We start from the raw sequence: 12,025 nt of genomic DNA on the forward strand, positions 1-12,025 counted from the left end.
CCACCGTGACCGACGCCACCGCAACCCTAGAGACCAAGCCCCGCCGCGGACGCGGCCTCCTGCGCGCCCTGGGCCTTCTCGTCCTGTCGGCCGTGCTGCTGGCCCTCGGCTTCGGCGCGGGCTTCTTCTATTTCGCCAATCCGCTCTCACCCACGAAGGACGTGATGCGCCTGATCGAGCGCGAGCCCGCCGCGGCCGAGGCCGCCGCCGAGCCGGATCCGGACGCGCCCCAGAAGGTGCCGCGCCCCACCCCCGAGCAGGAAGCCTTCGTCACGAGCTACTATCAGTTCAAGGAGCCGCTGACGACGAACCTGCGCGCCTCGCGCCGCTTCCTGCAGGTGGGGATCGGCCTGTCCACGCAATACGACCAAAAGGTCATGGACAACGTGGCCCGCAACGAGGTCGCGCTGCGGTCCGACATGCTGGCCATCATCGGCACCTTCTCGGAGGAGGAGCTGCAGGACAAGGCGGGCCGCGACCGGCTGGCCGAGGCGCTGCGCGGGGCCGTCAACGCGCGGCTCCAGCAACTCGAGGGCTTCGGGGGCATCGAAGCCGTCTTCTTCCCCTCCTTCATCCTGCAGTAGACCATGGCCGCCACTCCGCGCAAACTCTCGTCCAAGGAGGTCGCCGCCCTCGTCGGCAACCTCATGGAGGCGAGCGAAAGCCTGAGCATGGAGAACGGACAGGAAGTCCGTCCCTTTGCCTTCGGCGAGAACGACCTCAACCTGCTCGGCGACTACCACGCGCTGCGCATCATCAACGAACGCTTCTGCCGCACGGCGCGCGACGTCTTCCTGCCGATGCTCCGCCTGCAGCCGAGGATCTCCTCGTTCCCGCCCGAGGTGCGCAGCTTCGACGACTACCGCTCGAGCCAGGACAACTTCGTCTCGATCACGGCAAGCCGGATCGAGGAATTGCGCGGCAACCAGATGATCGTGATCCCGCCGCCTTTCATCTCGCTGCTGACCGACAGCTACTACGGCGGCCAGATCCGGCACCTGCCCACGACGCGCAGCGAGTTCACCGCGACCGAGCAACGGGTGATCGAACTCGTGACCGACCGGCTGAACATCGCGCTGCAGGTCGCGTGGCGCGACCTGATGGCGCTCAGCTTCTCGGTGGTCAGCCGCGAGGAGTCGATGCAGTTCGCCTCTTTCGTGGACGGCGAGGACATGGTGGTGAACTGCTCCTTCATGGTGCAGCTGCCCAATACCGAGCCTGCGAGCTTCGACATCCTCTACCCGCTCCAGACGCTGAAGCCGATCTCGTCGCAGCTCCGCTCGCGGATGCAGTCGGATTTCGTCGACGACGACCGGACCTGGCGCGAGAAGCTCGAGCGGGCGATCCTCTCGATCCCGCTCACCCTTTCGGCACGGCTCTGCGAGCCGGAGGTGCCGCTCCGGCAGCTCATGCAGATCCAGTCGGGCGACGTGCTGCCCGTGCAGCTGACCGAGGCCGTCTCGCTTCTCGTCGAGGGCCAGCCGATCTTCGAGGCGGTGCCCGGCGAGCGCGGCGGCCAGTCCGCGCTCAACCTGACGCGCCGCCGTGCCCGCACCTGATCCAGGCGCGGGCCTCACGGGCCTTTCCTGCGAACTGACCGGCCGCGAAGGCCCGGTCAGCGCGCCCTCTGCCGCAGCGGCGCCACGGATGCCGGTGCACGCCCTGAACACCAACCCGAGGCACAGCCGCCTCTTCCGACCGGAGCCCGCATGACCGACGCGACCCGCCCCCTCTCCGAGCGCCTCGGCGCCGAGAACCTGCGCCTTCTGGAGAACATCGGTGTCCGCCTGACCGTCGAGGTCGGCCGAACCGAAATGACGATCCGCGACCTCCTGCGCCTCTCGGAAGGCTCGGTGGTCGAGCTCGACCGGCTCGCCGGCGATCCGCTCGACGTGCTGGTGAACGGCACGCCCATCGCCAAGGGCGAGGTCGTCATGGTGGGCGAGCGCTTCGGCATCCGCTTCGGCCAGATCATCGAGCCCGAGAAGCGCGCCGAGAGCCTCTGACCGCCCGCGACCATCGCCAACCCGGATGCGCTCCTGCGAGCGCATCGGCACGGGCGATGCGGCACGGATGTTGCACTACCGGGAGCAACCGCCTTCCCGGAGAGCCCGCTTGGACATCCTTCGCCCCGACCAGATCCTGACCCTCGGCCTTTTTCTCGGCCTCCTCGGCCTGCTGTGGCTCGTCGTCAAGCTGAAGGCCCCCGGCATTTCACGCTTCGCGAATGGCAGCCGCCTGCGCGTGACCGAAGCCGCCGCGCTCGGGTCGCAGGAGCGCGCCGCGATCCTCGTGGTGGACGGGCGCGAGTTCCTCGTGCTGACCAGCCGCGGCGCGTCCCCCGTCATCCTGCCGCTGGAGGTCCGGCCATGAACGCCCGCAGTCCGATCCGTTCGGGCAGTCCCGCCCTGAGCCCCCTGCGCAACCCGGCCGACGGAGATGTCCGTCCGGCGCGCAGCCTTCCATGGGCGCGGGGAACGGGAGATCGCCATCGCGCCCCGGCTTCCGCGAGGGACGCAGGCGCGACCCGGCCTGCCGCGGCCCGGCTCCTGGTCGTTCCGGCCATGCTCCTGGCCACCGCCCTCCTCGCGGGGCCGGCCGCGGCGCAGGGCTTCCCTGCGGTCACCATCACCGAGGGAACCGGCGGCACCAGCTATTCGCTCTCGCTGCAGATCCTCGCGCTGATGACGGCTCTGACGGTCCTGCCCTCGCTCATCCTCGGCATGTCCGCCTTCACGCGCATCATCATCGTGCTGTCGATCCTGCGGCAGGCACTCGGCACCCAGCAGACGCCGCCGAACCAGGTGCTGATTGCCCTCGCGCTGTTCCTGACCTTCTTCGTGATGCAGCCGACGCTCACCACGCTCTACACCGAGTCCCTCTCGCCCTTCCTCGACGGGCGGATGGAGGCCGAGCCCGCCCTCGCCACCGGCGGCGCCGTGATGAAGGAGTTCCTCATCGCCAACACGCGGCAGAACGACCTGCTGATGTTCTCGGACCTCGCAGGCGCCGGACCCTACGCCGATCCGAATGAGGTGCCGTTCTCGACCCTTCTGCCGGCCTTCATGACCTCGGAACTCAAGACCGCCTTCCAGATCGGCTTCCTGCTCTTCCTGCCCTTCCTCGTGATCGACATGGTGATCGCCTCGATCCTGATGGCGCTCGGCATGATGATGCTTTCGCCCATGCTGGTCTCGCTGCCCTTCAAGCTCCTCCTCTTCGTGCTGGTGGACGGCTGGGCGCTGACGGTGGGTTCGCTCGCCGCGACCTACGGGGGCCGGTGATGGACTTCGACGGCAGCATCGAGCATCTGCGCATTGCCTACTGGAACATCCTGCTGACGGCGGGCCCCGTTCTGGGCGTGGCGCTCGCGGTGGGTCTCGTCATCGGCATCCTGCAGGCCGCCACCTCGATCAACGAGGCGACGCTGAGCTTCGTGCCGAAGCTCGCCATCGTGCTGCTGACCATGGCGCTCGCATCGAGCTTCATGCTCACGCGAATGACCGACTACTTCGCCTTCGTCTTCGAGACCATCGCCACGATCCGCTGATGGAAAGCCTGCCCGCGCTCGATCTGCCGAACCTGCTCTCCATGCTCGCGAGCTTCTTCGTCGCGTCGCTCCGGATCGGCGCCTTCCTGATCGCCTCCCCCGCCTTCGGAGGCCGCTTCGTCTCGTTGCCCGTGCGGATCATGGCGACCATGGTGCTGACCCTCGCCGTTACCGGACGGGTCGACCTCCCCGAGCCCGAGGCACTCGCCGCGCTCTCCGCCCTGCCGATGATGCTGCAGGAACTTGCCATCGGCCTCTCGGCGGGGCTCGTGCTCACCATCCTCTTCTCGGCCGCCGCCATCGCGGGCGACCGCATCGCCTCGACGGCGGGCCTGGGCTTCGCCGCACAGATCGATCCCTCGGCGGGCGGGCAGACGCCGGTGGTGGCGCAGATCTTCGGGCTTTCGCTCACCACCGTCTTCCTCGCGCTCGACGGCCACCTCGCCGCGCTGGAAATCCTGCTGCGCAGTTACGAGAGCCTTCCGCCCGGTGCGCCCTTCGCAGCCGGCCGCTTCCTCGAGGCAGGCGTGGGCGCGGGCGGCCAGATGTTCCTCATCGGCCTCCAGATCATGATGCCGGTCGTGGCGGCGCTGATCCTCATCAACGTGACGATCGGCGTCATCACCCGCTCGGCGCCACAGCTCAACGTGTTCTCCTTCGGGTTTCCCGTGACCATGTCGGCCACGCTGATCCTGCTGTTCCTGACCGTTCCCGGCACGATGGGCGCCTTCTCTTCCCTCGTCGAAGAAAGCCTCGCGACCCTCGCCGCGGTGCTGGAGGCCCCCGATGGCCGAGGGTGACGACGGTCAGGAAAAGACCGAGGAGCCGACACAGAAGCGGCGCGACCAGGCGCGCGAGGACGGCTCGATCGTCACCTCGAAGGAGGTCTTCGTCTTCGCCACCCTGGCAGCGGGCCTCGCGCTCCTGATGATGCTGCAGGGGATGCTGCCCGCTCTCGTGCGCGGCTGGTCCGGATACCTCGTGCTGGAACAGGGGGCCGATCTCGACCGCGCCATGATGCTGCGCCTCGGCCAGGCCTGGCGCGAGATGCTGGTGGCGGGCCTCGTCGTGTCGGTGCCGCTGCTTGCGGTCGTGCTTCTGGTGCAGTCGGGGATGGGCGGCATCAACTTCTCGACCAAGGCGCTCGGCTTCAAGGCGAGCCGGGTCAATCCCGCAGCCGGCCTGAAGCGGATGGTCTCGATGAAGGCGCTGGTGGAACTCGGGAAGGCCATCGCGAAGGTCTCGCTTCTGATCGGGGTCGCCGTGCTGGTGATGCGCGACGAGCTCTCGCCGCTCGACCGTCTGTGGACCGCGGCCCCCGGCGAGGCCGCGGCCGTCATGGGGGCGGGCCTCATCCGGCTGATCTCGGCGCTGCTCATCGTCCTTGCCCTCATCGGCGGGCTCGACCTTGTCTGGCAGGCCTGGAGCCTGACCAACTCGATGAAGATGTCGCGGCAGGAGCTGAAAGAAGAGTCGAAGGAGTCGAACGGCTCGCCCGAGGTGAAGGGCCGGATGCGGCGGATGCAGATGGAGGCCTCGCGCAACGGCGCGCGGCGGCGCGCGGCGCTGACCGACGTGCCGACGGCCACGGCGATCGTCACCAACCCCACCCATTTCGCGGTGGCCCTGCGCTACGTGCCGGGCGAGAGCCAGGCCCCCACCATCGTCGCCCTCGGCAAGGGTCCGATGGCGCTCGAGATCATCGAGCGCGGCCGAAAGGCAGGCATCGGGACGCTGCGCATCCCCGTCCTCGCCCGCGCGCTCTATTTCACCGGCGACATCGGCCAGGAGATCCCGGACCAGCTCTATGGAGCGGTGGCCGCAGTGCTGGCCCATGTCTATCGACTCGATCGAGGAGAGGCGGGCGAATTGCCCGAGGTCGACGTCCCGGATGCCCTGTCCTTCGACGAATTCGGACGGCCGGCGTGACGCCGCGCAGGACCGCACCGGAAAAGCCGCGCCGGACGCGGCGCGTGGCGCGGAAGTTGCAGAAGCTTCGCAGTGACGGAGAGCAGGCGATGACGGAAGAGACCGATCCCCTCAGCGATGGCATCGCGCGCGCCCTGGGTGCCGCCAGCGCCGCGAACGACGCAGCACAGGACCTCGACCAGCTTCAGGTCGAGCATCGCGCCTTCATGGACCGGATGATCCTGGGACAGAAGCGGATGCAGGCGCTGGCGCTCGGCGCGCTGACCGGCGCGGGTCTGGCGGTGATGCTCGGCGGTCTCGTCTATTTCCGCTCGGTCGCGGATCTGCGCGAAGCCTCGGAGATCCAGGCGCAGGCGGGTGAACTGATGGTCACGCGGCTGACGGAACTCGGAACCGCCATCGAGAAGGTCGAAGGCCTCGCAAGTCAGATCGAGGCGCAGGAAGCGACGCTGAAGACGGCCATCGACGCCGTGGGCGAGCGCGTGGAAGGCGACCTTGCGCGCTACTCGGAGCAGGCCGCCGCCGTCGAGCCGCAATTCGCGACCGCCATCCAGACACATGTCGACGAGGGTCTCGCCAGCACGCGCGAGGCGCTGATCGTGGCCCTGGGCGAGGTGGACAGTTCTCTTCGCAAGGCGATCGAGAGTGGAGCCGGGATCAGTCCCGAGATCCGCACCCTGATGGAGGAGATCCGCGCCAACCGGTCCGCCGTCCGCGCTGCGCCACCCGAATCCAAGCCCGCGGCCAAGGTTGCGAGCCGCCCCGCCCGGGCCGCCGCACGTCCGGCCGCCAAGCCCGCCGCCCGGCCCGCCGACAATCCGATCCGCTATCCCTGAGCAGACATGACAGACGCGACAAGCCTCGACCTCATTTCGGTGCTGCCCGCTGGCAGCGCCCTCCATCTGCAGCCCGGCGACCGGCTCTGCCGGGTGAACGGCCTGCCCTTCACGGGCGATCCGAAGACCCTGTCGGAACGCTTTGCGGCCTCTTCTCCGCTTGCGCTCGGGTTTCGCCGTGGCGAACGGGACATCACGGTGCTTGCCTCCACGGCGGCGCTCGGACGCTGGCAGCAGGCACCCGCCCTGCCGCTGCCCGAGGGCCCGCGTCTTCATCCGGAAGCCCTGCGCAACTGGGAGGTGCTGGTCTCTTCGGATGGCATCTACGACCTGCAGCCCCTGCCCTGTTCCTCGCTGGCACTTCTCGCGACGCCGCTCTGGCTTCTGCAGATGCGGCTCTGGGGCCTTGCCGCGGCGCTGGCCGCGGGCCTTGCCCTGGCCTTCGCGGTGCAGCCCTGGCTCGCCGCCGGCGTCTATCTCCTCGCCGCGATCCATGTTGGCCGGGCCGGCGCCGCCTATCTCCGCGCGGACCGGAAGCTGCGCGGGCTGCGCCCGGCGGCCGTCCTCGCCGCGCGCAACGAGGCGGAGGCCCATGCGGCCTGGCTCGCGCTCGAGCCACGCGCCCGCTTCCTCTTCGCACGCCAGCAGCCCATGACGGCGGTCTCTGTCTGAGGTTCAAAGGGCGACCCGCACAAACCCTGCAAGCCGTTCCTGAATGCGAAAGGCCGGGCATCTGCCCGGCCGTTCGCTCAGAGAGCTCCCGTCACGAGGGCCTGCCTTCGGCGGTTGACCGACGAAGGGATGTTGAGCTGCTCGCGGTACTTCGCGACCGTGCGCCGCGCGAGCGTCACGCCCTCGTCCGAGATGATCTTCGCGATCGCGTCGTCGCTCAGCGGATCCTCGGGCGATTCTCCCTGCACGAGTTGGCGCACGCGATGGCGGACAGCGGCGGCAGACCCTGCGGTGTCGCCCTCGCGCGCCGAAAGAGCAGCGGTGAAAAACGACTTCAGCGGGAAGGTGCCCTGCGGAGTGGCAATCATCATCCCGGAACTTACCCGGCTGACGGTGCTCTCGTGAACGCCGATCGCGTCGGCTACCTCGCGCAGCGTCATTGGCGCCATGCGGGACAGACCCTCCTCCAGAAAGCCACGCTGCCGGCGGACGACCTCGACGCCGACCTTCAGCGTCGTCTGGTTCCGGTGCTCCACCGCGCGAGCAAGCCAGCGGGCGACCGACAGGCGCTCGCCGACATAGGGCGCGGCGCTGCGGGCGAAGCTCTCGGCGGCGTCGGCTCGGACAACAACGGTCGGAAGCGTCGAGCGGTTCAGATCGACGCGCCAACCTTCCGGCCCGCGGGTCACCACCAGATCCGGCGGCCGCTGCGGCGAGGGCGCGGCATCGAACATCGCGCCCGGCTTCGGGTTCAGCCCCCGCAACTGGCGCAGAACCGCCTTCAACTCGTCCATGTCGCAACTGCAGGCGCGGCAGAGGCCACGCAGATCGGCGGCCGCCAGAAGCGGCAGGTTCTCGAGCACGGCGGCGAAGAGCGGCGTCAGCAGGCCCTGTTCTTCCGCCTGAAGGCGCAGGCATTCCGCAAGCGTGCGGGCGAAGAGGCCCGCGGGCTCGATCTTCTGCAGGCGGGCGAGCAAGGCCTCGGCCTCGTCGGTCGCGAGGCCAGCGCGCGCAGCCAGCACGTCGAGCGGCTGGCCCAGCCAGCCCCAGGGTTCGAGAGCGTCGAGAAAGACGGCTGCGGCACGGGCCTCCCCGGCGGAAAGACCCAGCCGGGCGATCTCCTCCGTGACATGGACGTAGAGCGACGGACCGGGGTCGGCCGCAAGGCTCGCGACGCGGTCCCAATCGTCGTCGGCGGCGGCAGCGACGCCGCGCGGAAGTGCCGACGCAGGCGCAGGAGCGGGCGGCAGGCGCAGCTCGATGAAAGGGTTTTCCTCCGACTGCGACTCGATGAACGAGGACAGCTCGGCATTCGGCATCTGAAGCAGGCAGATCGCCTGCTGCAACTGCGCGGTCACGACGAGCGACTGGCGCTGCGCGAAGCTCTGAGCGGTATAAAGCTGCATCTCGGCGTCCATCCCTGGCCAGTCCACGGGCGGACATTGGCCAATTTTCGCCGATGGGGCAAAAAATCCGTTTGACAGGGGTAAAACGACGGATAGCCGACGCGTCCCGCGCCTGGACCGGACCCTAAGCCTTTGACAAGAAAGCCCTCCGCCCGTCACCGGGCGGAGGGTCCAGAAGGAGCTGTCGGGTTTCCGTCAGCCGCGGAGCAGACTCAGCACGTTCTGCTTGGACGAGTTGGCCTGCGCAAGCATCGCGGTGGCGGCCTGGCTGAGGATCTGGCCGCGGGCAAGCGCGGTCGATTCCGCCGCGAAGTCCGCATCCATGACCTGCGACTTGGCGGCCTGAACGCTGGTCGAGATGTTCGTCAGGTTCGAGATCGTCGAGTCGAGGCGGTTCGAGACGGCGCCGAGGTCGGAGCGCGACTGGCTGATCTTCGACAGCGCGACGTCGATCACCTTGATCGCGTTGGCCGCGCCCTCGCCGGTGGTCAGGTCGATGTTCGACACGGCGTCGAGTTTCGAGGCGAAGTGCTGGTCGCCGGTGTCGACGGCAAGGAACGACACTTCCGTGGCAGCAGCGCCCGCTTCGTCGGTTGCGATCGAGAAGGACTTCGTCGAGGTCATCTCGACCACGCCCTTGATGGTCACGCTGGTCGTCGTGCCGTCGAGATCGTCGGTCGCGGCGCCGTCGCCCGTGGTGATCGTCATCGACGAGCTTGCGGTGGACGAGGTGAAGGCGGTAATCTCGATGTCGTCGCCGTCGGCGTCGGACAGCTTGATGTTGCCGTCGCCGTCGATCGCGGCGGTGACGCCGGTCTGGCTCGACACCTGGTTGATCGCGTCGCGCAGGCCAGCCAGCCGTTCGCCGCCCGCCGGGTCATCGGCCGGAACCGACACGGACTCGATCTCGACGCCGTTGATCTCGAACTGGACTGTCGAGGCGACGGCCGAACCCGAGGCGACCGGACCTTCAAGAATAGCGGTGGACGAGGCCGAGGCTTCGACGCCGGTCGAGGCGGTCACGGTGTTGATGGTCGAGGCGATCTGCTTGGCCGAGTCCCCCGCCGCGGTATCGACGGTCTGCGAGCCGCGGTTGCCCGAGATGGTCAGCGTTTCCGCGGCGAAGTCCGCGATGGCGGCTTCCGAAGTCACCTTGTGGGCGCCGATGTCCGAGGCCTTCGCGCTGTCCACTTCGATGTTCATCGTGGTGCCGCTGTCGGCGCCGATCTGCAGCTGCTTGCCCTTGAACGAGCCGTCAAGGATCTTCATGCCGTTGAAGGTCGTGGTCTCGGCCACGCGGTTGATTTCCGAGACGAGCTGGCTGGCTTCCGACATCAGCGAGCCGCGGTCCGAGGCGGTGTTCGTGTCGTTCGACGACTGGACGGCCAGTTCGCGCAGACGCTGGAGCATCGACGAGACTTCGACGTGCGCGCCTTCGGTGGTGTCCACCAGGTTCTTGCCGTCCTGGGCGTTCCGGATCGCCTGGTTGAGACCCATGACCTGAGCGGTCATCTTCTCGCCGATGGCCATGCCGGCGGCATCGTCCTTGGCGGCGTTGATGCGCAGACCGGTCGAAAGCCGGGTCATCGCGGTGTTGAAATCGTCGTTCACCTTCGACATGTTGGCCTGAGCCGCGATGGCACCGATGTTCGTGTTGATCGTCGTCATGGGGTAAGCCTCCTGATCTCGCGTCGCGCCCCCCGGCGCTCTGTCACCTTCAACGACCCGCGCCGGAAACTTTTAGCCTCGGGCCGAAAAAAGCGCGCCGGACGCACTTGACATGGCTGGCGGGGCCTTCCCCGGCCCCCGAAGCACAAGCAGATCCCTCGCGTGCGCGTACTCGCACGTTTCTTGCAATGGCGCCTAAAGCTCCGGCGGCAGGCGCCGTTAATCCGGAGGTAGAGTGCAAGGAGCTTCTCATGGCGACGGATTATCTGAACGCTCTCGGCGCGTCGGCATCCGGGCTGAACATCCGGCAACTGACCACCAGTCTCGTTGAGGCCGACACGGCGGCCAGACGCAGCGCGGCAGAGAAGAAGATCGCCTCGACCGAGGTTTCCATATCGGCGCTCGGAAAAGTGCGGTCGCAATTCGAGACCCTGTCCGGCGCGATCAGCACCGTCACGGCATCCTCCGTTCTCAAGGCGACGAGCTCCGACGCCGCCTTGTCCGTCAGCGTCACGGACAAGAGCCTCGTGACCGAGCAGGTGACCGAGATCGAGGTCCTTCAGGTTGCCCAGCGGCAAGTGCTGGAATTCGGCGGCTTCACGAGCGCCGACGAGGAACTCGGCGCAGGCTCGGTCACGATCGACTTCGGCGTCTGGTATGCGGCCGAGGGTGAGGAAGAGGCCACGACCTTCGCGCAGAACCCGTCGGTCGCGAGTTCGTCGATCGCCGTGGGTGAAGGGGCCACGCTGGAGGATCTCGCAAGCGCGCTGAGCTCGATCCCGGGCGTGACGGCACGGGTGCTCGACAAGGGTGACGGCACCTTCTCGCTGGGTGTGGTCTCCGAGCCCGGCGCGGGAAGCGCGCTGCGCTTCACCGTCACCGAGGCGAGCGCCGGCAACGGGCTCGCGCGCTTCGACACCGGGGCGACCAATGCCACGGCTCAGGTGCAGGCCGCTACAGATGCCGTCCTGTCGGTCGACGGGATCACGGTGGCACGCAGCTCCAACGAAATCACTGACCTCATTCCCGGAACCACCCTCACGGTCTCGGGCACCACATCGGCTCCAGCCAAGCTTTCGGTCAGCCGCGACAGCGAACTGGCCGAGGCGGCCATGGGCTACCTGGTCGAAGAACTGAACAACACGCTCAAGCTCCTGGGTGAGGTCACGCTGCGCGCGGTGGACGGGTCGAGTTCGGGCGATCTTGCCGGCGACCGTGCGGTAGAGACGCTGAAGCGGCAGCTGACCGCGATGATCTCGAAACCCCTGTCCGGTCATGGGGACAAGCCGGTCTATCTGTCTCAGCTGGGCGTTGCGACCAACCGCGATGGGTCGCTGAGCTTCAATGCCTCCTCCTTCCAGAAGGCGTTCGAGGCTGATCCCGGCATGTTCGACGCCATGTTCAGCGACAGCTTCTCCTCGCCCACTTCGGGCGTGACGGTGACGGGCACCCTCTCTTCCGCCGCAGCCTCGGGCGACTATGCCTTCCGGATCGATCCTGTGACGGGGGAAGCGACGGTGGGCGGCGCGCAGACCTTCGCGATGCCGGGCGAGAACGGGCAGGACCAGTATCTGGTGCTGTCCGGCGATCTGTCCGGACTTCTGGTATCGGTCGAAAGCGGTGTCACGGATGCCACAATCCGCTACGGGCGCAGCTTCGCCTCGCAGCTGCAGTCGCTTCTGGACGGTGCCACCGCGACGAACGGGGCAATCGCCGAGCGGGAGACGCAGATCGAGAAGGTCGCGGTCGAGCAAGCGGACGTGCTGGAAGCGCTGGACCTGCGCGCCACGAAGCTGGAGTCGCGATATCTCGCGCAGTTCACGGCCATGGAGCAGGCCGTGGCGAAGATGAAGAGCACCGGAACCTACCTCGAGAACCTGATCGCCGCCTGGAACAAGGACAGCTAGATCCGGTCACACATGGCGGAACCTGCGGCCCCGGAGTTAACGAACGGTCATTCCATC

Annotated in this window: 13 protein-coding genes; 11 read left to right on the forward strand and 2 right to left on the reverse strand. The window is 67.8% G+C overall.

Annotated elements, in window-relative coordinates; all coding sequences use genetic code 11:
- Positions 1 to 5 precede the first annotated feature (5 nt).
- The 10 genes from ACTVZP_RS07840 to ACTVZP_RS07885 all read left to right on the forward strand — a co-directional run bounded on the left by ACTVZP_RS07840 (position 6) and on the right by ACTVZP_RS07885 (position 6,987).
- The gene (locus ACTVZP_RS07840) at positions 6 to 584 is read left to right on the forward strand and encodes a flagellar basal body-associated FliL family protein (RefSeq protein WP_443211590.1); all 579 of its coding nucleotides are present in this window, start codon (positions 6 to 8) and stop codon (positions 582 to 584) included.
- Positions 585 to 587: 3 nt separating this feature from the next.
- Positions 588 to 1,559, forward strand: coding sequence for a flagellar motor switch protein FliM (fliM, locus tag ACTVZP_RS07845; RefSeq protein ID WP_443211591.1), 972 nt, complete (start codon positions 588 to 590; stop codon positions 1,557 to 1,559).
- A gap of 150 nt (positions 1,560 to 1,709) precedes the next feature.
- Positions 1,710 to 2,006: a flagellar motor switch protein FliN gene (gene fliN / locus ACTVZP_RS07850; protein WP_443211592.1), complete on the forward strand. Its 297-nt coding sequence runs from the start codon at positions 1,710 to 1,712 to the stop codon at positions 2,004 to 2,006.
- A gap of 109 nt (positions 2,007 to 2,115) precedes the next feature.
- Entirely contained in the window at positions 2,116 to 2,373 is a 258-nt protein-coding gene (locus ACTVZP_RS07855; protein WP_443211593.1) for a flagellar assembly protein FliO, read from the forward strand.
- Between the two features lie 191 nt (positions 2,374 to 2,564).
- Positions 2,565 to 3,284 (forward strand): flagellar type III secretion system pore protein FliP, encoded by a 720-nt coding sequence (fliP, locus tag ACTVZP_RS07860; RefSeq protein ID WP_443211927.1) that lies wholly within the window; start codon positions 2,565 to 2,567, stop codon positions 3,282 to 3,284.
- Positions 3,284 to 3,550 carry a flagellar biosynthesis protein FliQ gene (gene fliQ / locus ACTVZP_RS07865; RefSeq protein WP_011908674.1) on the forward strand — a complete coding sequence of 89 codons (267 nt, stop codon included), beginning with the start codon at positions 3,284 to 3,286 and terminating at the stop codon, positions 3,548 to 3,550. The genes fliP and fliQ overlap by 1 nt, the downstream gene beginning before the upstream one ends.
- The gene (fliR, locus tag ACTVZP_RS07870; RefSeq protein ID WP_443211594.1) at positions 3,550 to 4,350 is read left to right on the forward strand and encodes a flagellar biosynthetic protein FliR; all 801 of its coding nucleotides are present in this window, start codon (positions 3,550 to 3,552) and stop codon (positions 4,348 to 4,350) included. The genes fliQ and fliR overlap by 1 nt, the downstream gene beginning before the upstream one ends.
- A complete protein-coding gene (gene flhB / locus ACTVZP_RS07875) occupies positions 4,337 to 5,479 on the forward strand; it encodes a flagellar biosynthesis protein FlhB (RefSeq protein WP_443211595.1) in 1,143 nt (380 codons plus the stop codon). Before fliR ends, flhB begins: the two co-directional genes overlap by 14 nt.
- 89 nt (positions 5,480 to 5,568) lie before the next feature.
- Positions 5,569 to 6,315: a hypothetical protein gene (locus ACTVZP_RS07880; protein WP_443211596.1), complete on the forward strand. Its 747-nt coding sequence runs from the start codon at positions 5,569 to 5,571 to the stop codon at positions 6,313 to 6,315.
- A 6-nt stretch (positions 6,316 to 6,321) separates the two neighbouring features.
- Positions 6,322 to 6,987, forward strand: a complete 666-nt coding sequence (locus ACTVZP_RS07885) for a hypothetical protein (RefSeq protein WP_443211597.1) — start codon at positions 6,322 to 6,324, stop codon at positions 6,985 to 6,987.
- Between the two features lie 77 nt (positions 6,988 to 7,064).
- On the opposite strand, the gene rpoN is transcribed toward ACTVZP_RS07885, so the two are convergent.
- On the reverse strand, positions 7,065 to 8,393 hold the full coding sequence (gene rpoN, locus ACTVZP_RS07890) for an RNA polymerase factor sigma-54 (protein WP_443211598.1): 1,329 nt from the start codon (positions 8,391 to 8,393) through the stop codon (positions 7,065 to 7,067).
- Positions 8,394 to 8,588: 195 nt separating this feature from the next.
- Positions 8,589 to 10,061, reverse strand: coding sequence for a flagellin N-terminal helical domain-containing protein (locus ACTVZP_RS07895; protein WP_443211599.1), 1,473 nt, complete (start codon positions 10,059 to 10,061; stop codon positions 8,589 to 8,591).
- Positions 10,062 to 10,312: 251 nt separating this feature from the next.
- On the opposite strand from ACTVZP_RS07895, the gene fliD reads away from it, so the two are divergent.
- Positions 10,313 to 11,968: a flagellar filament capping protein FliD gene (fliD, locus tag ACTVZP_RS07900; RefSeq protein ID WP_443211600.1), complete on the forward strand. Its 1,656-nt coding sequence runs from the start codon at positions 10,313 to 10,315 to the stop codon at positions 11,966 to 11,968.
- Positions 11,969 to 12,025 lie beyond the last annotated feature (57 nt).

The sequence above is a fragment of the Rhodobacter sp. NSM genome (assembly GCF_052244495.1).
Lineage (GTDB): Bacteria > Pseudomonadota > Alphaproteobacteria > Rhodobacterales > Rhodobacteraceae > Cereibacter_A.